The following is a 22,492-nucleotide window of genomic DNA, read 5'->3' as shown; positions in this document are numbered from 1 at the left end:
TGTCGCTCCGTTCGTCGTCCCTTCAGTCGGCCCACTACGCTGAATACAAAGGTCGGCTTTCAGCGCTACGATCTAAAAAGCGGCCGTTCCACTGTCGGCCCCAACGCCGTCGTTGGTCAGGGATTGAGGCACTCGAATAGGGTCCCCAGCCGTCTTATAGAGAGCTCTAAGCATCCTTGGGATCTGGAGAACGTCACATGGTACTTGACGCGAAACCGCGCCAAGTAACTGCAAAGACGTCACTTTTTCTCTTGTGGGATTGCAACTATTAAACAGAAAGGGATAGGTCTAAAAATTGGCTGGGGAACCTGGACTCGAACCAAGATTAACGGAGTCAGAGTCCGTCGTTCTACCATTGAACTATTCCCCAGCAGTTGCCGCCGAAGCATGGCTTGGCTGCTGTGCGGCGCTTATAACCAAAAGCCGGTGGATTGCAAATACCCGTTCTGAAAAAAATCGGTGTTCCCTAAGAAAGGCGAAACTGCTCCAAATCGCGGTTCAAAAAAGAATTTGGCGATTTCTGCGGGCGCTGATATTCTTGCCGCAACGCAAAAATCAAATGAGCGCCTGCTGCATATCTCAGAACTTGCGCGGCGCGGTGGAAAAACAACGTGGAAGACCCCGAAGGCGGCGCAAAGCCGCAATTTGACGGGGCGTCGGCGGAAGGGCGCAAGGACGGCAAGAAGTCCAGGCGCCGCAAGGGCAAGCGTGGCGGGCATTCCCGCAGCGCGGCTCATCCCGCTTCGCATGAGCCTACCGGCGGTGCCGGACAGCCTGCGCGCCCGATGGAAGATGCGGCCGGCAATCCGGCCCGCAAGCGAAAGCGTCGCCGTCGTGGCGGCCATGGCGCGCCGCAGGACGGTTCCCCACATGCCCATCCGATGGAGCAGACCCAAGCGGTGGACAGTGCTGCTCGGTCCGAAGGCGAGCAGACGCCGAGCCGGCGCAACCGCCGCAAACATCGCGGCAAGCGCGGTCTTCAGGGCCGGCCGCTGACGTCGGCAAAACCATCAAGTGCCCCGCAACAGGAAAGCCGTGCGGATGAGACGCTGCGCATTGCAGTTCCGCGCGAAACACAGAACAGCACAGCCGCCAACCGCAAGGGCCGCCAGGATAGTCACGGCCATCCCGGGTTTCAGGGCGATCGCCAGGCCGGCGAACATGCATGGCCGGACGAACTCTACGCCGCTCTCGACCTTGGCACCAACAATTGCCGTCTGCTCATCGCCCAGCCGACCCGCCCGGGGCAATTCCGGGTGGTCGACGCGTTCTCTCGCATCGTACGCCTTGGCGAGGGCCTTGCGGCCAGCGGCCGTCTGTCCGACGAGGCGATGGAGAGGGCAGTCGAAGCGCTGAGGATCTGCGCCTCCAAACTCAGAAACCGCGAGATCCGCCGCATGCGGCTGATCGCCACCGAAGCCTGCCGCCAGGCGGTCAATGGTGAGGAGTTCCTCAGCCGCGTCGTTGCCGAAACCGGCCTCGCGCTGGAGATTATCGATCGCGAGACCGAAGCACGGCTGGCCGTCTCCGGCTGCTCTTCGCTGGTCGGGCGTGAGACACGCTCCGTCGTGCTCTTCGATATCGGCGGCGGCTCGTCGGAGATCGCCGTCATCCGCATCGGTGACAATCGTTTCAGCCGGTTGGCCAATCACATCACTCACTGGACCTCGCTGCCGGTCGGCGTCGTGACGTTGTCGGAGCGTCATGGCGGGCGCGACGTCACGCCGGAGGCCTTCGAAGGCATGGTCCGCGAAGTCGGCGGCATGCTCGAAGGTTTCGATTGCCCGGAGATCGAGGTTGCCCAGGCCGGCGACTTCCATCTGATCGGCACATCAGGCACGGTGACGACGCTTGCCGGCGTCCATCTCGACCTGCCGCGTTATGACCGGCGCAAGGTCGATGGCATCTGGCTGTCCGATGACGAGGTCTCCGCCATGCAGGCAAAACTGCTCTCCTGGAATTTCGAAAGCCGCGCCGCCAATCCCTGCATCGGGCCCGATCGGGCCGATCTGGTGCTTGCCGGCTGCGCAATCCTGGAGGCGATCCGCCGCCGCTGGCCGAGCCCGCGCATGCGCGTGGCCGATCGCGGCTTGAGGGAAGGCCTGCTCACCGACATGATGGCCGATGACGGCGTGTGGCGGCGTAATCGCAACCGCCGCGGCCAGCGGGCCAGATCCGGATGATTTCAGGCCGACCTGAAATCTGAATCCGGATATCAATCAAAGAGTTAGAGCATGATGTCGTCCGAAAACCGCGCACACTTTTCGGCATCATGCTCTAGATAAGGAAAAGGCATGACCAAAGCACCGATCGCGGGAAACCGCACCGGCCGCAAGCTCGGCCAGCGCGTCAAGAACAAGAAGATGAAGGCCTCCTCGCGCCAATGGCTGCAGCGCCACATCAACGATCCCTATGTCCAGCGCGCCCAGCTGGAAGGCTATCGCGCCCGCGCCGCCTTCAAGCTTTTGGAGATCGACGAGAAGCACCATATCCTGCGCGGCGCCAAGCGCATCATCGATCTGGGTGCTGCACCCGGCAGCTGGTCGCAGATCGCTGCCAAGGTCACCGGCTCGACGGATGAGGATATCCGTGTGGCCGCGATCGATTTTCTCGAAATGGCCCAGCTGCCCGGCGTCAAGATCCTGCAGCTCGATTTCCTCGATCCGACGGCGCCGGAAAAGCTGCTGGAGGCGGTCGGCGGCACGCCAGATCTCGTCTTCTCCGATATGGCAGCACCGACCACCGGCCACCACCGCACCGACCATTTGCGCACCATGCATCTCTGCGAAGTCGCGGCCCAATTCGCCGTCGAGGTGCTGGGGGAGGGCGGACATTTCCTCACCAAGACCTTCCAGGGCGGCACCGAGCGTGAGCTGCTCGCCATGCTGAAGCAGAATTTCCGCCAGGTCGTCCATGTCAAGCCGAACGCATCGCGCGCCGAATCGGTCGAGATGTTCCTGCTCGCCAAGGGCTTCAAGGGACGCAAGGCCGAAGGTGACGCAGAGCAGGCTTGATCTTGGGCTGGTCTCGGCCGATGATGACGATCTCAAGAGCTGAGCTGCTGGTCCCATGCTTCTTTACGTCACGCTCGGAACCAACGATCTTTATCGCGCAGGACATTTTTATGATGCCGTGCTGCCTCTGCTCGGCTATCGCCGCCAGCATTATTCGGAAGAGGAAATCGGCTATTCCGCCGAGAGCGATACGCGCTGCCGCTTCTGGTTGGTGACGCCGTTCAATTGCCGCCGGGCGACGTCTGGCAATGGCGCCATGGTCGCCTTTGCAGCCGAACGCCGAGCCGATGTCGACGCCTTCCATGTGGCGGCGATGGCGGCAGGCGCCGTCGATGAAGGCGGGCCGGGCCTGCGCTCCTACCACGCCCATTTCTATGCCGCTTATGTGCGCGATCTCGACGGCAACAAGCTCTCTGCCGTCTGCGAAAACCCTGAATAGACGACAGCGCCGCGCGTCTTTTCAGGCGCGCAAAGGAGGCTGGAGCACTCGGAGCCTATTTCACCGCCGGCTGCTCGGCTTCGATCGTCGACGCCGTCACCAGCTTTGCGCGGTGGCCGGAAACGAGCGCGCCGGCATTGCGATCCATCCGGATGAAGGGAATGGTCGCAATGACCGTCAGTCCGGCGATGATGTAGAAGGCGAGGTGGAAATCGGCGACCTGCAACGCTTCACCCCTGATATAGATCGAGCTTTCCAGGATTGCGGCTGCGACCGCAACGCCGAGCGCCAGGCTGACCTGCTGCATCACCGAGCTCATCGATGTCGCTTGGCTGGCTTCGGCATCATCGATGTCGGCAAAGGCAAGCGCATTGACGCCGGTGAACATGAAGGAGCGGGAGAAGCCGCCGAGCAGCAGCACGCCGATGATGGCCAGATGCGGCGTTGCCGGCGTGAACAGGCCGGTGACGATGGTCACGAGGGTCGTCACCATGGCGGCGCAAAGCAGTGTCGTGCGGAAGCCGGCGGCCGCGAAAACGCGCTTTGCCATGAACTTGGTGGTGATCGCCCCGATCGCTCCGGCAAAGGTGATCAGGCCGGATTGGAATGGCGTCAGCCCGAAGCCGAGCTGCAGCATCAGCGGCGTCAGGAAGGGCATGGCGCCGACGCAGATCCGAAAGAGCGTGCCGCCCAAGGTCGAGGCCCGGAAGGTCGGGTTCTTGAACAGGTTGAGGTTGAGGATCGGCGCCGGGTGGCGTTTGGCATGGCTGATATAGAGGAAGCCGCAGATAAGGCCGATCATGGTGGCGGTGACGCCGATGATCGGGGGCAGGGCCGGCAGGCTGACGACCGACAAGCCGAAGACGACGCCGGCGGCCGTAAGCGAGGTGAGCACGAAACCGGTGAAATCGAGCCTCGGCGGCGCCGTCGCCTCGACCTCCGGCAGGAAGATCGTTGCAAGCCAGATGCCGATGATGCCGACCGGCACGTTGATCAGGAAGATCCAGTGCCAGCTGAAATAGGTGGTGATGAAGCCGCCGAGCGGCGGGCCGGTGAGCGGTCCGACCAGCGCCGGGATGGTCAGCAGCGCCATGGCTGAAACCAGATCGCTGCGCTTCGTCGTGCGCACCAGCACGAGACGGCCGACCGGCGTCATCATCGCGCCGCCCATGCCCTGCAGGAAGCGGGCAAAGACGAATTCGACGAGGTTAGACGAGATGGCGCAAAAGATCGAGCCGATGACGAAGACGGAGATGGCAAGGCGGAAGATCTTCTTGGCGCCGAACCTGTCGGCCATCCAGCCGCTGACCGGGATGAACACCGCCAGCGCCACCATATAGGAGGTCAGCGCCAGCTTCAGCGTGATCGGCCCGACATTGAGATCCGCCGCGATCGCCGGCAGCGCCGTGGCAATGACGGTGGAGTCCATCTGTTCCATGAAAAGAGCGACGGCAAGGATCAGCGGGACGATGCGGTTCATAGGCGGGAGGCCTTGATGGGCTGCGGATGGGAGCTGGGAAGGCCCGTGCTGTTTAGACCCACTTCAGAGGCCTGCCAATGCTCAAATCCGGTTCGACGACATGTTTGCTTCACGTCTGCGTGAGACGGCTTGTCCGACAACATCAACTGTCAAGATTGACATATGTGTACCCTGCCGGGGCAAGAAATCCGTCCGGAATCGACATCGGGGGCCGAGCGGTGACGCACCGCAGGTCATAAGAGGATGGACATGTGGAAATTTCGTCGGGAATAAAACGGCGCGCCCTTTTTGCCGCAGGCCTCGGCCTGTTCGCAGCGCCGGTCATTTTAAGAGAGAGGGCCGAAGCGGCCGCGACTGGAGAAAGCAGTAAGATGGATTTAACGCCGTTGCCCGAGATCAATCAATTCAAGCTCGGTTCCTATAAGTTCACCGTCGTGCGCGACGGCACCAATGTCTCCGAAAACCCGCACGAAACCTTCGGCAGCAATCAGGACCCCGAAACCGTCAAAGCATTGCTGACCGCAAACTTCCTGCCGGCCGACAAGTTCATGAACGGATATACGCCGGCTCTCATCGATACCGGTTCGGAGGTCATTCTCGTCGATACCGGCTTCGGCGCTGGCGGTCGCGCAAGGGGCGCCGGCCAGCTTACCGAAGGCCTGAAGGCCGCAGGCTATTCAGCCGACGACGTCACCTTGGTGGCGCTGACCCATCTGCACGGCGATCATATCGGCGGCCTGATGGAAAATGGCGCGGCGGCCTTTAAGAATGCCCGCTATGTCGTCGGCCAGACCGAGTATGATTTCTGGTCGGACAAATCACGCGAGGGCACGCCGGCCGAAGGCGGCCACAAGGCGGTGCTCGCCAATGTCGCGCCGCTTGCCGAAAAGACCACGTTCATCAAGGACGGCGACAGTTTCGCCCCCGGCGTAACGGCGATGCTGGCGGCCGGACACTCGCCGGGGCATATGGTGTTCCACGTCGAATCCGAGGGCAAACGCCTGGTTCTCACAGGCGATACCGCCAACCATTATATCCTGTCGCTGCTGCGGCCGGATTGGGAAGTGCGCTTCGATATGGACAAGACGCAGGCAGCCGCCACCCGCCGCAAGGTTTTCGAGATGATCGCGGCCGAAAAGATCGCCTTCCTCGGCTACCACATGCCGTTCCCCGCCGTCGGCTTCGTCGAAAGGCAGGATGGCGGTTATCGCTTCGTGCCGAAGACCTATCAGTTCGACATCTGATCTGGAGCAATTCCAGCAAAGCTGGGCCGCAGTTTTGCCAGGCAAAGCGCAAAGCGCTTTTGCCGGGAATGCATGAAAACAAAGAGATAGAGCATCTCCTTGACCTGGGGAAATCAGGAGATGCTCCAGGCGCATGGCACCCATGCCGAGCCCGGCGGACAGGCCGGGCTTTTTGCTATTTCCTTCCTGTCATAGACGTGTTACCAGCCCTCGCCAACTTCCAAGCAATCCCATGCACACCGCCGGGGCGGACGATTCGTTTCCGGGCGTGCTCGCATTTTTATTAAATGAAGGAATTTGGCCATGGCACGCATCATTGAAACGGCAACCGGCGCGGACGCGCTTACCTTCGACGACGTGCTGCTGCAGCCCGGCCACTCCGAGGTCATGCCCGGCCAGACGAACATCTCCACCCGCATCGCCCGGGATTTCGATCTCAACATCCCGATCCTTTCTTCGGCCATGGATACAGTCACCGAAAGCCGCCTGGCGATCGCCATGGCCCAGGCCGGCGGCCTCGGCGTCATCCACCGCAACCTGACGCCGATCGAGCAGGCCGAAGAGGTCCGCCAGGTCAAGAAGTTCGAAAGCGGCATGGTCGTCAATCCGGTCACCATCGGCCCGGATGCAAAGCTTGCCGAAGCACTCGGCCTGATGAAATCGCACAGCATCTCCGGCATTCCCGTCGTCGAGAAGTCGGGCCGCCTCGTCGGCATCCTGACCAACCGCGACGTCCGCTTCGCCTCCGATCCTGAGCAGAAGATCCACGAGCTGATGACCAAGGACAGTCTGGTCACCGTCAAGGAGAGCGTCGATCAGCAGGAGGCCAAGCGCCTGCTGCATTCGCATCGCATCGAAAAGCTGCTGGTCGTCGATACCGAAGGCCGCTGCGTCGGCCTGATCACCGTCAAGGATATCGAAAAGTCACAGCTGAACCCGAATGCCTCCAAGGATGCCCAGGGCAGGCTTCGCGCCGCTGCCGCCATCAGCGTCGGCGATGACGGTTTCGAGCGCGCCGAACGGCTGATCGAGGCCGGCGTTGATCTTCTGGTCGTCGATACCGCCCACGGCCATTCGCAGCGCGTCCTCGATGCCGTCACCCGTGTCAAGAAGCTGTCCAACTCGGTGCGCATCATGGCCGGCAACGTCGCCACCTATGACGGCACCAGAGCGCTGATCGATGCCGGCGCGGATGCCGTCAAGGTCGGTATCGGCCCGGGTTCGATCTGCACGACACGTATCGTTGCCGGCGTCGGCGTTCCGCAGCTCGCGGCCATCATGTCGGCCGTTCAGGCAGCGCAGGCTCAGGACGTGCCCGTTATCGCCGATGGCGGCATCAAATTCTCCGGCGATCTTGCCAAGGCGATCGCCGCCGGCGCTTCCGCCGTCATGATCGGTTCGCTGCTGGCCGGCACCGATGAGAGCCCGGGCGAGGTCTATCTCTACCAGGGCCGTTCCTTCAAGGCCTATCGCGGCATGGGCTCCGTCGGCGCCATGGCCCGCGGCTCGGCTGACCGTTATTTCCAGGCGGAGGTGCGCGACACGCTGAAACTCGTGCCCGAAGGTATCGAGGGGCAGGTGCCGTATAAGGGACCGGTCGCGGCCGTCGTCCACCAGCTCGCCGGCGGCCTCAAGGCGGCCATGGGTTATGTCGGCGGCAAGGACCTGAAGGATTTCCAGGAGCGGGCGACCTTCGTGCGTATCTCCGGCGCCGGTCTTCGCGAAAGCCACGCCCATGACGTGACCATCACCCGTGAGAGCCCGAACTATCCGGGCGCCGGCCTCTGATCATGAAAGCGGGCAGCGGGATTCCTCTCTGGATCGTCGCGCTGCTCGCAGCCCTCTGCCTTGCCGTGCTTGCCTGGACGACTTTCGGCTTCGTTGTGCCCTTCAAGCACGAAACCGGACAGGCGGTTCTCGATACCTATTTCGCCGGTTACGACGAGTCGGCCGTCTTTCATATGCAGAAACTGCTCGATGAGAACGAGACGGCGACCAAGCTGCTCCGGGCCATGTATTTCGGGCCGGAGCTGATCTTTCCGGCATTGCTGACAGCGCTGCTGTTCCTCGCCTTCGCCAAGCTTGGTCCCGCCGGCGCGTGGTTCGGCCGATCGCTGCATCCGCTCGCAGGCAAAGCGGTCTATCTGCTGCCGTTGATCTACGGCATCGCCGACTACGGCGAGAATATTGCGAGCCTGGCCGCCTTCGGCAACGGTGCGTCCGCAAGTCTCGCAGCCGAGCTGCTGCCATGGATGACACGGCTGAAATTCGTAAGCCTCGCCATCTGCTTCATCCTCATCGCCCGGCTTGCCATCGCCCGCTGGCTTTCGGCGCGCGAGGACTGAGCGGCTTTATCGGGCGCTGGTATCCGGCTTCCCTTTCGGCTACTGCTCGCAACGAATTCGGAAGCGAAAAGACTTAGGAACCATATGACCGGCGATCAAATCTTCTGGCCACTCCTCGCCCATGCCGCCCTGGTCTACGGTCTTTATGCGCTTCTTGGGCTGCGGCGCGCAAAAATGGTCCGCGCCGGCGATATCGCGAAATCGGACTACCGCGAAAATCGTGATGAGCCGGCCGAAAGCCTCGTCGTCAAGAACTGCCTCGCCAACCAATTCGAACTGCCGGTGCTGTTCTACGCCTGCTGTATTCTTCTCTATACCACCGAGGCCGACAACATCGTCGCCGTCGGCCTCGCCTGGATCTTCGTCGCGCTGCGTTACGCCCATGCCGCCATCCATGTCTCCAGCAACGATCTGCGCTACCGCAGCCCGATCTTTGCCGCCGGATACCTGGTGTTAGGAGCTATGTGGGTCTGGCTCGCCCTATGGATGGCCATGAGCTGAGGCCCGGCGCGGAGTGCCTCGTCAGGCGTCCGGTGGCCAGCATAGTCACTCGTCTCGGGCAGCGGCATGGATATCACTTCGCTCGAAGAATTCTGCAACTATTTCAGGTCTTTCAATTGCTGATCAATTAGCATGATATGATCTAGGGGCCTGATTTCACACGCTTTTGCCGGTCGTTAAAATGCGAGCGTTTTCATTTACGACTGATGAAGACCTGCAATGTCATATCCGCCCGACGCGCTGGCTTGGCATGATGCCTTCTCTCGCGAACGATAAGAACGGGAACGACATGGGCGCGGAAAGCATGGATCGGATAGGCCTGCGCAGGCAGCCGAAGCAGGAGCGCAGCATCCAGAGGCTGGACCTCATTCTCGCCGCCGCCGCCAAGATCATTGCCGAAAAGGGCGTCAGCGCCATGCGGATGACGGAACTTGCCGTCGCTGCCAAGGTGCCGATCGGCTCGGTCTACCAGTATTTTCCGGAGAAGGCGGCGATCGTCAAAGCCTTGTTCGACCAGCACGCCTCGGCAATCCAGGCGAAGACGGCGGCGATGTTTGCCGACGTACGGTCGCTCGACCAGGCGCTCGACCTCGTCTGCGACATCATCGACTGGTACTACGATTCCTACCACAATGATCCCGTCTATCTCGGCGTCTGGATGGGAACGGAGACCGACCAGGATCTGCTTCAGCTGAATATCGAGCATAGCGCCCGCGTCGCCGGTATCTTTCATCAGGCCGTGCGCAGGCTGGCGCCCAGCCTTTGCGACGAGCAGATATATGCGCGCACTTACCTGTTCAGCCACCTGATCGGCGCCGTCATCCGGCTTGCCGCCGTCAGCGAGGAGACTTTGGCGCGGCGCATGCTCGACGAGTGGAAACGCGTCATCCGCGCCTCCCTTTTCGCCACGACCCTGCCGAACGCCGCCTAAAAACTTACCAGCTCGGTACCATATTGGCGGCCTTCAGCCGCGGATAAAGGCGTGCCTGGGCGGATTTGACGTCCGCATCGAGGTTGTCGTCGACGACAGCAGGCGTGATGTTGTCGAGGCAGGCGGTGATATGCGCCGTGATCGCGTTCATCAGCGAGAGCGAAACGCCCGGCCGTTTCATAATGCCGATCTGTACCGGCGGCAGCGCCGGAAAGCCGTCCGCCTGGCTCAGTACTTTCATGCCGGTTCGCAGCGCCGATTCCGGCATCACCGAAACCGCCATGCCGGCAAGTACGGCGGCGGCAACGACGGTGCAGGACCAGCTGGTGAACAGGATCTGGTGTTCGCGTCCGACAGCATCGAGCGCCGAACAGGCAAGCTGGCGCCACTGACAATCACGCCGGCCGACGGCAAGCGGCACTGGCGCGTCGTCGCGGATCGGATGGTTTGCCGAACCCACCCAGCAAAGCGGCTCGGTTCTCACCACATCGGACATGCGCTCGCGCGGATTATGGGTGACGAGCGCGATGTCGAGCTCGCCCTTGTGCATGCGCTCGGCCAAATCCACCGAGGGCTCGCAGACGATGTAGAGTTCGACATTCGGATGCGTCTTGGCGAAGCGGCCGATGATCTCGGGCATGTAGCGGTCGGCATAATCGTCCGGCGTGCCGATACGCAGCGTCCCTTCCAGCCTGTTATCGTCGAACGCCGCGATCGCCTCATTGTTGAGGCGGATGATGCGACGGGCATAGTTGAGCAGTTTTTCACCCTCGACCGTCAGCCGGTTGCCGCGGCCGTCCTTGATGAACAGCTGCTTGCCGATGCGCTCTTCGAGACGGCGCATCTGCATGGAGACGGCCGATTGGGTCTTGTAGACCCTGTCGGCGGCCTTGGTGAAGCTGCCGGAATCGACGATGGCGATGAAAGTCTGCAACTGGTCGAGATCAAGAGGCGCGGCCATGGTGTCACCCATAAAGATAGCTGATGATAATCATTAGAAACATTCGTTGGACTGATCAATAGCTCTTTGGCATCTTCGGGATGCAAATCAAGCAAAGTGAAGGACAGACACCCTGCCTGTCCAAGCAGAATTCAGCCTTATCCCTTTCCGCACGACCTCGCGGAAGGGGTTGGGTTGTTGCGTGCCCGAGAAAGGAGAGTTCGATGCACACGACAGACCGAACACTAGAACTCGACTGCAGCAAGCTTACCCCGACGCTTTCCCAGCGCCTGGCGGCAGGCCTCGCTCCGCTGGTCTCCCTCTTTCGCGGGTTCCGCAATCGCATGGAGATCAACGCGCTGCATGATCTGAACGACACGCAGCTTAGGGATATCGGCCTTAGCAGGGCCGACCTGACCTCTGCGTTCCTGGCCTCGACGTTCTTCGAGGACCCCTCGGAACATCTGACGCGCTCAGCGCGCAATCGCTGGCGCCTGTCGCTCTTCCGCTCCTACGAGGAGTAGGAGCGTCGAGTTTCCCCGCAGGGTGATAGCCAATAGCCCTGCTGCTTGACCCGGTGATCGGCTTTCCCAAGCCATCGCCGGGTTTTTTTATGCCTTGGTTTCAGGCGCCTTCGGCCGATAGGTCTCGAAAATCGCTTCCAGGTTCCTCTGGTAAGTCTTCTGTACTTCCAACCCGCTGTCGAACATCGCGTTCAGCATCTCGGTATAGCTGTCGGCAACCTTCGCCTCTTCCGTCGGCGCCTCCGGCGTCTTCGTCGTCGGCTGTTTGGCCGCCGGTGGCTGGCCAAGCCCGCCCATCATCTCCTGAAAGGCCTTGGCAAAGGGATTGTCGAGGAAGGGGTTCGGCTGAGACGCCGGTTCCGCCCTCGGTACCGAAAACATCTGCTGCATCGCCTGGGTGAAGGGATTGTCGAAGATGCTGGCCTCTGGGGCCATCTTCGGTTTCGGCGCAAAGCCGGTACTCTCAAGCCATTTCTGGATGGTCTCGCCCATCGCCGTGTTGACGAAGGGGTTGACCGGTGAGGCCATCTGGCCGGTCGTCTGCTTGAAGAGCCCGCCCATCAGCGTATCGGCGAGCACCGGCAGCATCCGCTGGTAGATGTCCTGGCCGATGCCGGTCATCTGTGCGGCCTGCGCGGCCACTGCGCGCGAAACCTCCTTCGAGCCGAAAAGCTGGGCAAGGATGTTGTTGCCGTCGGAAATGCCCTCCGGCGTGAAGGCCCGGCTCATATCCTCGAAATATCGTGCATAATTGCCGGACGAGACAGCCTGCATCAGCCCGACGAAATCATAAGGGTTGCTGGTGCTGCGTTTCAGGCCGGCGGAAAAGGCAGGCATCAACGCCGCCATCGCCTTGGTCGCCTGTTCCTGGGCGAGGTTGAACTGCCGGGCGACTGCCTCCATCGCCGCGCCGTTCTGCGCCTGCATCATCATGTCGAAGAGTGGCAGCATGGAAGTCCCTTTCCCGGTTCGCGGCGTATTGTAACGTCACTATAACCGGAAATGGCAGAGCGCAAACCGCTTTTTGCCATAAGAACTTAGAGCATGTCGCGCAAAAGTGTGCAGCGGTTTTGCGATAACGACATGCGTAAAAACAAAGGGCTAAAGCGCTAGGAGCGAATCTGAAAGATCGCGAGGCGCTTTAGAGAGAAATTTTGGCCAGGCTCAGTACTGATAGTCCTCGAAGACAGGTTCCACGGAGCCGTGCCAGCGGCCGTGGTAGAGCGACAGCAGATCTTCGGCGAGCGTCGCCTTCTTGGCGAGCACCTCGTCGAGCGGCGCCAGGAAGATGCTCTCGTCCTGGCCTTCGCCGTTGAGCTTGCCGCGGGCCTTGAGGCCAGCCTTCGATATGCCGACCACTTCGCGCGCCATGTCGAACAGCGAATGTCCGCGGAATTGCGCTTTCAACCCTTGCGCCGGAACAGCATTGCGCAGGGCGCCGACCTCGGCAAAGCTCCAATCCTTCGTCAACGCGTCGGCGGCCTCGAGTGCGGCATCGTCATAGAGCAGGCCGACCCAGAAGGCCGGCAGTGCGCAGATGCGCCGCCACGGGCCGCCGTCGGCGCCGCGCATTTCGAGGAAACGCTTCAGCCGCACGTCGGGGAAGAGTGTCGAGAGATGGTTCGTCCAGTCGCCCATCGTCGGCGCCGGATCGGCGATCTCACCCTTCAACGCGCCATTCATGAACTGACGGAAAGTGACGTGGGTGCAGTCGTGATAGCGGCCGTCGCGGACGATGAAATACATCGGCGCGTCGAGCGCCCATTCGGCATAGTCGCGGAAGCCGAAGTCGTCGCGGAAAGTGAAATCGAGCAGGCCGGCCCGCCGGTTGTCGACATCGCGCCAGATATCGCCCCGCCAAGAGAGCAGCCCGTTCGGCTTGCCCTCGGTAAAGGGTGAGGATGCGAAGAGGGCGGTCGCCAGCGATTGCAGCTTCATCGAGACGCGCATCTTTTTGCGCATGTCGGCTTCCGAGGAGAAATCGAGATTCACCTGGATGGTGCAGGTGCGGTACATCATGTCGAGACCCATGGTGCCGACCTTCGGCATATAGCGGGTCATGATCTCGTAGCGTGATTTCGGCATCTGCGGGGTTTCCGCATAGGTCCATTTCGGACTGCCGCCGATGCCGAGGAAGCGGATGCCCATCGGCTCGGCGATTTCGCGCAGCGTCGCCAGGTGTTGGTTCGATTCCTTGCAGGTCTCATGGATCGTCTCCAGCGGTGCTCCGGAGAGTTCGAACTGACCGCCGGGCTCGATCGAGATGGCGCCCATGCCGCTCTGCTCGGCAAGGCCGATGATGTTGCCGCCGTCCGTGATCGGCTCCCAGCCGTTTTTCTTCTGCAGGCCGGTCAGCAGGGCCGAAATGCTGGCATCGCCGAAATAGGGAACCGGGCTGTTGTCGGCGCGGAAGAAGGCGAATTTCTCATGTTCGGTGCCGATCCGGAAACGCTCCCGCGGCTTGTTGCCCGCGGCAATATAATCGGTCAGATCCTGGACCGAAGAGAGCGGTGTCTGGTCGGTGGTGTCGCGGGCCATGCGGGATACCTGCATTGAAAAAGGCGCCCAGGGGGCCGGGCAATTGGAAGGGTGATTTGGACCCAAGCCACCCATGTTGCAAGTGAAATTCTTTCAACGACGCATCAAAAAAATAGCAGCAATTTCCGTGTCCACCCGTTTTCGGCGTCAGGTCCAGTCGCCGATCGCCGCCTGGACCAGCGCCAAGGCTGCAACGGCTGCCGTATCGGCTCGCAGGATGCGCGGTCCGAGCGGAATTGCGGTGACGAAATCGAGGCTTCGAAGCCGCGTCCGTTCTTCTTCGGAAAAGCCGCCTTCCGGCCCGACCAACAGAGCGAGATGCCTTTCCTTGATCGCTGAAAGCACCGGCAGCGGATTTTGCCCGGCATCGCCCTCGTCGCAATAGATGATGCGGCGCTCCCTCGGCCAGCGGTCAAGCAGGTCGAGAAGTCTCACGGGCTCGGCGACATCGGGAATGCCGAGAACGCCGCATTGCTCCGCCGCTTCGACGACATTGGCGCGCAGCTTGTCGAGATTGGTGATCTTACCCTGGACGTGCTGGGTCATGACCGGCTGCAGCAGCCCGGCGCCCATTTCCACCGCCTTCTGCACGAGATAATCCAGGCGGCCGACCTTGAGCGGCGCAAAGAGATAATGCAGGTCGCACGGCTGCGGCTGCGGCCGCGTCTCTTCGATTGCTCTCAGCAGGATGCGTTTGCGCGTGGGGAAGGAGAGGGTCGCCTTCCACTCGCCGTCGCGGCCGTTGAAGAGCAGGATCTCCCCACTTTCCTCCATCCTCAGCACATTGGCGAGATAGTTGAACTGGTCGGCATTCGCCTCGAGGGCGGCGCCGCTGGAAAGCGGCGCGTCGACGAAAAGCCGTTGCATGCGGAAATTGGCGCGCATTTAAAAACTCGCGGGTTTTAGAGCATGATGCCGAAAAGTGTGTGCGATTTTCTTATGGCATCATGCTCTAACTCTTTAATTTAGAACAGGATTCAGATTTTAGGCCGAGCGGGCCTAAAATCATCCTGTTCTAGACGAAGAGCGCGAACATAACCCAATATATCATTGCCGCAAGCGCTGCCGAAACCGGCACGGTGACGATCCAGGCAGCGATGATCGTCATGAAATGCGAGCGACGCACGAGATAGCGCCGGCGTGTCTCGTGGATATTCGGCTCCTCCGGCTCGTCGATATCGAAGCTTTCGGCCTTGCGCCTGATATAGGCGATGCGGCGCTTCGAATGGCGCGTGTACCATTCGCGGAAGAAGCCGACGCCGAAGACGGCGCCGACGGCGATATGTGTGGTGCTGACCGGCAGGCCGAGCCAGGAGGCGACGATGACGGTGAAGGCGGTCGACAGCGCGACGCAATAGGCCCGCATCGGATTGAGCTTGGTGATCTCCTCGCCGACCAGGCGGATGAGGCGCGGCCCGAACAGCAGCAGGCCGACGGAGATGCCGAAGGCGCCGATCAGCATCACCCAGAGCGGTGGATGGCCGATGCCGTCACCGCCGCCGATACCGACAGAGTGGACGATCGCCGAAAGCGGCCCGACCGCGTTCGAAACGTCGTTGGCGCCATGCGCAAAGGAAAGCAGCGCCGCAGAGCCGATCAGCGGCAGCCGGAACAGCACCCGCAGCGAGCTGTTGCGGTTTTCGAGATTGCGCGCCTGGGCGAGCACAAGCGGCCGGGCGGCAAGCCAGCTGACCAGCCCGATGCCGATGCCGATGAGGATGATGGTAAAAGACGGAAATTTGCCGGTAGGCGACAGTTGCAGCACCATATAGGCCATGAAGCCGCCGGCCATCACTGCGACCAGCACCGGCACCCAGCGCTGGGCGGCCGCGACCTTGTCGTCGCGATAGATAATCAAGGTCTTGACGAGGTAGAGCAGCCCGGCCGCGATCAGTCCGCCGATCAGCGGCGAGGTGATCCAGCTCGAGGTGATCTCCAGCATCACCCGCCAATTTACCGGTTCCGGCCCGACGGCCGCGATACCGGCGCCGATCACCGCGCCGACGATCGCATGGGTGGTCGAAACCGGCGCGTTCAACCAGGTTGCGAGATTGATCCAGAGGGCTGCCGCCGTCAGTGCCGCCATCATGATCCAGCCGAGCATCGCCGGCGGCACCTGGACCGTGTCGACGATGTTCGAGGAAATCGTCTTGACGACATCGCCGCCGGCGATCGTGGCGCCGAGAACTTCGAAAATAGCAGCGATGACCAGCGCCTGGCCCATCGTCATCGCGCGCGCCCCGACGGCAGCGCCGACATTGTTGGTCACGTCATTGGCGCCGATGTTCATCGCCATGTAGCCGGCAAGGGCTGCCGCCGCCACGACGAGCACCGCTCCTGGCTGGTCGAACACATAGACGCCGGCAAACAGCATGGCCAGACCGACGAAGATCAGCCCGAGACCAGGCGCCACCAGCCGCCGCAAGACATGCTTCGTTGCGTCCTCGGCATGGGTGATCTTGGCGAGGTCTTTGTCGAGCGTGCGTTTCGTCAGGACTGTGGGACGTGGCGGCATTCGTTTTCCGAGGTATGAAATCTGCTTCTACGTTGCTTTTCTAGCACCGCAAGATGGCAGGATTCATTCCGCGGAAATTGGTTTGGCCGCCGAAATTGGTTTGGCCGTCGAAATCTGTTTGGCCGCAGGAGCCTGTTTGGCCCGTCGGGTCGTAAATCTTTCCGATACCGTCTGCTTGAAGGCAAGCAAGAGGGTGCGAAGCTCTGGTTCGCGCACGCGCCCGGCCGCTTCATCGAACGAGACCCATTCGATGCGGCGTTCGCCCTTTTCCTTGAAGTTCTTCGCCATGTCGGTGACTTCGAGCGCATAGACCTGCACCTTGCAGGCCACCTGCACGCCGTCGCGCAGGACTTTCGAATAGCTGTAAGCGCCAAGCGTTTCCGTCTCGACCGCGCCGCGGACACCGGCTTCCTCAAATGCTTCCTGTGCGGCGACCTCATGGGCGCATTTGCCTGTCATCGGCCAGCCCTTGGGAATGACCCAGCGGCCGGTATCGCGGCTTGTCATCAAAAGGACCTCGGCATCACCGCTCTTCTTCTTCACCCGATAGCAGATCGCACCATATTGCTGTCGCGGCGGACGCCGGAACATCAGCTGCACATCGGATGCCAATCGGGCGAGAAGAGTCAATTGTCGGGTCACCTTCGCAGTGGTTGTTAGGAATCACTCATATACGTGTATCACGAAAAGCTTACACAATCCAAAAGCCGCAAACGCTCCGAACGCGATTCGACCCCCGATCATAGAGGAAATCAGGCTGGGCCAGACTTAAAAATCCGTCACGTCCTGTTTCGAATGCGCCACATTGCACAGCTGTACAATATGGCGTGGTCTTGCCTTTCGTTCAATCGCAAGATCAAGTGATCCACCATCATTTTTGAATGTCGTCATCATGCGCCTTCCACCGCTCAATGCCGTCCGCGCCTTCGAGGCAGTCTGCCGTCACGGCAGCATTCTCAAGGCTGCCGAAGAGCTGAATGTGGTGCGCGGCGCTGTGCGCCAGCAGATTGCCACACTGGAGGGCCACTTCGGCCGCAAGCTCTTTCTGCGCGATGGCCGCAGGCTGGTCCCCACCGCGGAGGCCAGCGCTTTCGCCGAGGCGTCGGGCGCGGCTTTCGACATTCTGCAGCGCGCTGCTTGCGAGCTTGAAGGCGCGGTGCCGGGCTGCATCCGGCTCGGCGTGCCCTCCGCTTTCGCGGTCTGGTGGCTGATGCCGCGTGTCGCGGATATGCAGACGAGTCTCGGCGATGTGGTGGTCGACATCGTACCGAAGACGGTGGTCGAACCGTTGCAGATGCACCCGGAATTGGACGCCGTGATCATGGGCGGCGAATACCGGCCGTCCGCGGGGATTAGCGCCGTGCGGTTCATGGAGGACGAGTTCGGCCCGGTCGCCACGCCGGCGCTTGCCGCGACACTGTCGCCCGACCCGGCGGCAATGGGCCGGCTCACCATGCTTGCCAGCCGCAGCGTTCCCAAGCTCTGGGACGAGTGGTTTGTCGAAAGCGGCACGCCGCCGGTTGCCTTTTCCCGCCGCCAGGAATTCGAGGATCTGCTGCTGGCGCTCGGTGCCGCCCGCTCGGGGCTCGGCATCGCCCTTGCGCCGCGCGCCTCGATCGAGGACGATCTTCTGCGCGGTCAACTGGTGGCACCCTACGGCTTCGTCTCCCGTCCGTCCGGCTACAGCCTCTGCTGCCGCACGCCGGATGCCAAGCGACCGGGTTTTGCGGCCCTGTCCGGCTGGCTGCACCGTTGCGGGAAAGCGAGCTGAAAGGGCAGATTTTCTGCTCCTTCGCCAGAATAACCTCCATAGTCGCCGCCCTGCCGCTCCGCTAAAAAATATGGGAGCATCGGCAACAGGGATGAAATGATGGAAAAGACTGCGACACGCATCGACTGGATCGGCAGCAGCTGTCGGCTGTTGAAGGCGACCGCGGCCGAATTCGAGCGGACGCGTCCCTTCGCTGGCCTGTCGATCGGCACCGGCATTCATCTGGAACCGAAGACGGTGGCGCTGCTGATGACGCTTCGCGCCGGCGGCGCGCATCTTGTCTGCACCGGCAATCTCAACAGCACCCAGCCTTCGACGGTCGAGTTCCTGCGGTCCCAGGGCATCACCGTTTTCGCCACGCAGACGACCGATCCCGCCGCCCATCATGGCAGCCTCGAAGCAGTAATTGCTGAAAAGCCGGATCTGCTGCTCGACAATGGCGGCGATCTCTTCGCCATGGCGGCGGAGAGGCCCTACGCCAATCTCCGTGGCGGCACCGAGGAGACCACCTCGGGGCGCACGCGGCTGCTGCCGTTGCGCGAACGCCTGAACATGCCGATCCTCGTCATCAACGACAGCCCGATCAAGCAGTTCGCCGAAAACCGGCATGCCGTCGGCCAGAGCCTGTTCGAAAGCTATTTGCGCTTCACCAACCGCTCGACCAACGGCAAACGTGTGACGGTCTTCGGCTACGGCGCCTGCGGCAAGGGCACGGCCGCCTGTTTCCGCAACGCCTTTTCCACCGTCAGCGTCGTCGATATCGATCCGGTGACGACGCTCGAAGCCCATCTCGACGGTTTCGTCACGCCGCTGCGTGACGATGCGATTCGCTCGGCCGACATAATCGTCACCGTCACCGGCTTTGCCGGCATCGTCACGGCGGCCGACTTGCTCCTCATCAAGCACGGCGCGATCCTGATGAATGGCGGCCATTTCCCGCATGAGATCGATGTCGAGGCTTTCCGTCGCCATTCGGATGTCGTCGGCATCGATTGTTACGAGGCCGACCATATCGAGACCTTCCATCTGATCGACGGTCGTTCCTTCCATGTGCTGGGCGGCGGCCACATGGCCAATCTCGCCGGTCCGCGGCCGCTCGGCAATACCGTCGAATCGATGGATCTCGGCTTCACCCTTCAGGCCCGCTGCCTGGAACGCATCGCCAAGGGCGAGGCCGCTCCCCAATCCTGCATCGTGCCGGTCCCCGGCGATATCGACGCGATGGTGGCCAACGCTTATCTGGATTTGGCGCGCTAGATGTGAGCATTCAGCGAAGAGATCAGTCGATCTCGACGACGAGCTTCCCGTCCGCCTGCCGGTTTTCGATCAGCCGATGTGCCTCGTCGGTATCGCCCAGTGTGAAGCGGTGCGGGTCGAGCCTTGGCACCACCTTGCCGGCTTCGACCAGCTTCGTCATTTCACGCATGATCTCGCCGTGATGGGGGCGTCCTTCGCCGGTCAGAAGCGGCAGCAGCGTGAAGACGCCGGAATAGGTCGCCGCCTTGAAGGAGAGCGGCGCCAGCGCGTGATTTCCCCAGCCAAGGCAGCTCACGACATGACCGAACCGGTTAACCGCCTGGAACGCCGTATCGAGCCCCTGGCCGCCGACCGTATCGTAGACCAGATCGAAACCCTCGCCGCCGGTATGTCTAGCGACATAGGTTTCCACCGCTTCCGCGGCACGATCGATCGGCGTTGCATCGAGACCGGCGAGATAGTCCATTTTCGAAGCGCCGTCGATGACATAGACCTGCGCCCCGACGGCCTTGGCGATCTGGGCGACGATATGGCCGACACCGCCGCCGCCCAACACCAGCACCTTGTGATCGGCTCTCACTCCGGCGCGGTCGACGAGTCCTTCCCAGGCGGTAATTGCGACCAGCGGCAATGCTGCGGCCTCGCGCATCGAAACGTTCTGCGGCTTTGGCGCCAACAGTGCGGCGTCGACGGCTGCGAATTCGGCAAGCGATCCCTGAACGCCGCCGACCCCGCCGGTCATGCCATAGACCGCGTCGCCGCGACGGAAACCGCCGACGCCGGGTCCGATCTCTTCGACGATACCTGCCATATCGATGCCAAGAATGGCCGGAAGCGGGTGGCGCGCATGGGCCGCATTGCCGGCTCGGATCTTGAGGTCGAGCGGATTGACGCCGCTCGCCGTGATGCGCACCAGGACCTGGCCTTCGACGGGCACCGGCTTCGGAACATCGGCGATCCGCAATGGCGAATTCGGCGATTCCGCCAGCAGCACTTTCATCGTTGATTGTATCGACATGCAACTCTCCTTCGTTCGCAGTGTGGCGCCTACGGTCGCAACGGGTCTTCTGGAAGAAAGATCGCTCATTGAAACGCGAATGAAAATAAAAGACAACGACTGAAGCTCATGCATTTTTGTTTGATGGATACGAGTGATGGAATGGAGCGACCTGAAGCTGTTTCTGGCGATCGCACGGTTCGGCACGCTGGGGGCAGCAGCCCGCAGCCTCGGGCTGACGCAGCCGACGATGGGCCGGCGGTTGCGTGCCCTTGAAGCCTCTCTTGGCCAGACGTTATTTCAGCGCACCACGGAGGGCTTTGTGTTGACCGAGGAAGGCGCGGTCGTGCTCGCCGGTGCCGAACGCATCGAGGAGGAGGCGCTTGCTGTGGAGCGCGTCCTTACCGGCGGCAGCCGCCAGCTCGGTGGTTTTCTCAGGCTATCCTCATCCGACTGGTTCGGCGCGCATATGCTTTCGCCGGTGCTGGCGGAATTCTCGCAAATCCACCCCAAGGTGGTGGTTGAATTATTGACCGACAGCCGGCTTCTCAGCCTGCCGCGACGCGAAGCCGACCTCGTTTTCCGCATTCAGCCCTTTACGGAAGCGGAGATCATATCGCGCAAGCTCATCCATATCGAATACGGCCTTTACATCCGTCCCGGCGCGCCGCATCCGAGAGCGTTCGATGGCGCCGGCGCCCGCCTCGTCACCATGGACGAGGCTTTCGGCGACATGCCGGATGTCGGCTGGCTGCAGCGCCTCTTGCCGCGGGCTGAAATCGTCTTGCGCAGCAACAGCCGCGATGTGCAGGCGGCGCTCTGTGCCAATGGAGCAGGGCTCGCGGTCCTGCCGCGGCCGCTCGGTGATTCCCTTGCTGCCATCGAACTGGTCGGTCTCGGCGAGGCACCGCCCGGCCGCGACACCTGGGTCGGCTATCACCGCGACATGAAACGCCTGGCGCGGCTGCGCGCCCTGCTGGATCTTGTCATCGAGAGATTGGCGGGCTGAACCGACGCTGGAAAATGATCCCGAAAATGTGAGCGATTTTCGGAGCGACATCACGCTCCAATTTCCAGTTGGGTCTGCAGTCATATCTCCCAATAGGGGACGGGGCCGTAAAGCTCCGCGAGATAATCGATGAACAGCCGCACCTTGGCCGGCAGGAACTGCCGGCTGGGATAGACGGCCGAAAGTGCTACATTGTGCGAGCCTTCATAGGCCGGCAGCACCTGCACCAGCTGGCCGGCTTTGAGCTCTTCGCCGATATCCCAGGTGGAGCGCAGGGCGATCCCGAGGCCTGAGATGACCGCCTCGCGGATCACCTCGCTGGAATTGGTGATCAACATGCCTTCCGGCTTCAGGCTGAGCATCCCGCCCGGCCCGTTCAGCCGCCAGGTGTCGTTATTATGCGCCGGCAGGCAGCGGTGGTGTTTCAACTCGTCGATATGCCTGGGTTCGCCATGTGCCGTCAGATAATCCGGCGAGGCGCAGAGCAGCCGGCGCACTGGCGCCAGCCGGCGAGCGACGAGGCTCGAATCGGTGAGTTCCGCGATGCGGATCGCCAGATCGAAACCACCGCCGACGATGTCGCTGAATTCGTCCGTCAGCACCAGGTTGATCGTGAGCTCCGGATGCGCCTGCATGAACGTCTTCAGATGCGGCGCGATGTGCATGCGTCCGAAAGAGGTCGGCGCCGAGATCTTCAGCGTGCCGTGCATCTGCGCCGAGCGGCCGGAAATGTAGAATTCCGCCTCCTCCAACCCGGCGAGAATGCCAAGAACGCGGTCGTAGAAACCCTGTCCGGCCTCCGTCAGCGAGATTTGCCGCGTCGTGCGCTGCAAAAGCCGGGTGCCGAGCCGATCCTCCAGCCGCTTGATCCGTTTGGAGACGACGGCGGGAGAAAAGCCGAGCGCGCGCCCGGCGAGCGACATGCTGCCTGTCGAAACGACCTTGGCAAAGATTTCGAGATCACCCAGATTGGTCATAAGGTTTTGT

21 protein-coding genes and 1 tRNA gene are annotated in these 22,492 nt (G+C 61.7%); 12 read left to right on the top strand and 10 right to left on the bottom strand.

Translation table 11 applies throughout. The features are described 5' to 3' along the window. Positions 1-296: 296 nt before the first annotated feature. Positions 297-370 (bottom strand) — tRNA-Gln (locus HJB83_RS00425). Positions 371-611: 241 nt separating this feature from the next. On the opposite strand from HJB83_RS00425, the gene HJB83_RS00420 reads away from it, so the two are divergent. The 3 genes from HJB83_RS00420 (at position 612) to HJB83_RS00410 (ending at position 3,453) form a co-directional block, all read left to right on the top strand. Then, a complete protein-coding gene (locus HJB83_RS00420; protein ID WP_207583057.1) occupies positions 612-2,183 on the top strand; it encodes a Ppx/GppA phosphatase family protein in 1,572 nt (523 codons plus the stop codon). A gap of 111 nt (positions 2,184-2,294) precedes the next feature. Further along, a complete protein-coding gene (locus HJB83_RS00415) occupies positions 2,295-3,014 on the top strand; it encodes an RlmE family RNA methyltransferase (RefSeq protein WP_207583058.1) in 720 nt (239 codons plus the stop codon). A gap of 55 nt (positions 3,015-3,069) precedes the next feature. Further along, positions 3,070-3,453, top strand: a complete 384-nt coding sequence (locus HJB83_RS00410; protein WP_221131119.1) for a VOC family protein — start codon at positions 3,070-3,072, stop codon at positions 3,451-3,453. Positions 3,454-3,508: 55 nt separating this feature from the next. Here HJB83_RS00410 and HJB83_RS00405 read toward each other — a convergent pair whose 3' ends face one another. Beyond that, on the bottom strand, positions 3,509-4,933 hold the full coding sequence (locus HJB83_RS00405; protein ID WP_221117585.1) for a DHA2 family efflux MFS transporter permease subunit: 1,425 nt from the start codon (positions 4,931-4,933) through the stop codon (positions 3,509-3,511). A gap of 251 nt (positions 4,934-5,184) precedes the next feature. Here HJB83_RS00405 and HJB83_RS00400 point away from each other — a divergent pair, with 251 nt between their 5' ends. From HJB83_RS00400 to HJB83_RS00380, 5 genes are all read left to right on the top strand, one after another. Then, on the top strand, positions 5,185-6,177 hold the full coding sequence (locus tag HJB83_RS00400; RefSeq protein ID WP_207583061.1) for an MBL fold metallo-hydrolase: 993 nt from the start codon (positions 5,185-5,187) through the stop codon (positions 6,175-6,177). A 303-nt stretch (positions 6,178-6,480) separates the two neighbouring features. Continuing rightward, a complete protein-coding gene (guaB, locus tag HJB83_RS00395) occupies positions 6,481-7,965 on the top strand; it encodes an IMP dehydrogenase (protein ID WP_221117584.1) in 1,485 nt (494 codons plus the stop codon). A gap of 2 nt (positions 7,966-7,967) precedes the next feature. Then, complete coding sequence (locus HJB83_RS00390; RefSeq protein ID WP_207583063.1) at positions 7,968-8,522, top strand: hypothetical protein; 555 nt, start codon at positions 7,968-7,970, stop codon at positions 8,520-8,522. Between the two features lie 84 nt (positions 8,523-8,606). Continuing rightward, positions 8,607-9,023 (top strand): MAPEG family protein, encoded by a 417-nt coding sequence (locus HJB83_RS00385; protein WP_207583064.1) that lies wholly within the window; start codon positions 8,607-8,609, stop codon positions 9,021-9,023. 289 nt (positions 9,024-9,312) lie between these two features. Then, complete coding sequence (locus HJB83_RS00380) at positions 9,313-9,954, top strand: TetR family transcriptional regulator (protein WP_207583065.1); 642 nt, start codon at positions 9,313-9,315, stop codon at positions 9,952-9,954. Between the two features lie 4 nt (positions 9,955-9,958). Here the strand turns inward: HJB83_RS00380 and HJB83_RS00375 are convergent, their stop codons facing one another. Then, positions 9,959-10,915 carry a LysR substrate-binding domain-containing protein gene (locus HJB83_RS00375; protein WP_164010060.1) on the bottom strand — a complete coding sequence of 319 codons (957 nt, stop codon included), beginning with the start codon at positions 10,913-10,915 and terminating at the stop codon, positions 9,959-9,961. 203 nt (positions 10,916-11,118) lie between these two features. Here HJB83_RS00375 and HJB83_RS00370 point away from each other — a divergent pair, with 203 nt between their 5' ends. Beyond that, entirely contained in the window at positions 11,119-11,418 is a 300-nt protein-coding gene (locus HJB83_RS00370; RefSeq protein WP_207583066.1) for a DUF1127 domain-containing protein, read from the top strand. An 87-nt stretch (positions 11,419-11,505) separates the two neighbouring features. Here HJB83_RS00370 and HJB83_RS00365 read toward each other — a convergent pair whose 3' ends face one another. The 5 genes from HJB83_RS00365 to HJB83_RS00345 form a co-directional block, all read right to left on the bottom strand. Next, positions 11,506-12,369 (bottom strand): DUF937 domain-containing protein, encoded by an 864-nt coding sequence (locus tag HJB83_RS00365; RefSeq protein WP_221117582.1) that lies wholly within the window; start codon positions 12,367-12,369, stop codon positions 11,506-11,508. 213 nt (positions 12,370-12,582) lie between these two features. Continuing rightward, positions 12,583-13,956: a glutamate--cysteine ligase gene (locus tag HJB83_RS00360; RefSeq protein WP_221117581.1), complete on the bottom strand. Its 1,374-nt coding sequence runs from the start codon at positions 13,954-13,956 to the stop codon at positions 12,583-12,585. A 147-nt stretch (positions 13,957-14,103) separates the two neighbouring features. Continuing rightward, on the bottom strand, positions 14,104-14,841 hold the full coding sequence (locus HJB83_RS00355) for a 16S rRNA (uracil(1498)-N(3))-methyltransferase (RefSeq protein ID WP_221117580.1): 738 nt from the start codon (positions 14,839-14,841) through the stop codon (positions 14,104-14,106). A gap of 130 nt (positions 14,842-14,971) precedes the next feature. Beyond that, positions 14,972-16,471 (bottom strand): inorganic phosphate transporter, encoded by a 1,500-nt coding sequence (locus tag HJB83_RS00350; RefSeq protein WP_221117579.1) that lies wholly within the window; start codon positions 16,469-16,471, stop codon positions 14,972-14,974. Positions 16,472-16,534: 63 nt separating this feature from the next. Continuing rightward, the gene (locus tag HJB83_RS00345) at positions 16,535-17,101 is read right to left on the bottom strand and encodes an NUDIX hydrolase (RefSeq protein WP_221117578.1); all 567 of its coding nucleotides are present in this window, start codon (positions 17,099-17,101) and stop codon (positions 16,535-16,537) included. A gap of 262 nt (positions 17,102-17,363) precedes the next feature. On the opposite strand from HJB83_RS00345, the gene HJB83_RS00340 reads away from it, so the two are divergent. Beyond that, positions 17,364-18,242, top strand: coding sequence for a LysR substrate-binding domain-containing protein (locus HJB83_RS00340; RefSeq protein ID WP_221117577.1), 879 nt, complete (start codon positions 17,364-17,366; stop codon positions 18,240-18,242). A gap of 99 nt (positions 18,243-18,341) precedes the next feature. After that, complete coding sequence (locus HJB83_RS00335; protein ID WP_207583072.1) at positions 18,342-19,499, top strand: adenosylhomocysteinase; 1,158 nt, start codon at positions 18,342-18,344, stop codon at positions 19,497-19,499. A gap of 22 nt (positions 19,500-19,521) precedes the next feature. Here the strand turns inward: HJB83_RS00335 and HJB83_RS00330 are convergent, their stop codons facing one another. Next, entirely contained in the window at positions 19,522-20,517 is a 996-nt protein-coding gene (locus HJB83_RS00330; RefSeq protein ID WP_207583073.1) for a zinc-dependent alcohol dehydrogenase family protein, read from the bottom strand. A 136-nt stretch (positions 20,518-20,653) separates the two neighbouring features. On the opposite strand from HJB83_RS00330, the gene HJB83_RS00325 reads away from it, so the two are divergent. Continuing rightward, positions 20,654-21,505, top strand: coding sequence for a LysR family transcriptional regulator (locus HJB83_RS00325; protein ID WP_221131118.1), 852 nt, complete (start codon positions 20,654-20,656; stop codon positions 21,503-21,505). Between the two features lie 80 nt (positions 21,506-21,585). Here HJB83_RS00325 and HJB83_RS00320 read toward each other — a convergent pair whose 3' ends face one another. Then, a complete protein-coding gene (locus HJB83_RS00320; RefSeq protein ID WP_207583075.1) occupies positions 21,586-22,482 on the bottom strand; it encodes a LysR family transcriptional regulator in 897 nt (298 codons plus the stop codon). Between the last annotated feature and the right edge of the window lie 10 nt (positions 22,483-22,492).

It is taken from the genome of Rhizobium sp. NZLR11 (assembly GCF_019685115.1).
Classification (GTDB): domain Bacteria; phylum Pseudomonadota; class Alphaproteobacteria; order Rhizobiales; family Rhizobiaceae; genus Rhizobium.
Note: the sequence above shows the minus strand (reverse complement) of the source record. Positions and strands in the feature narration are given on the sequence as shown.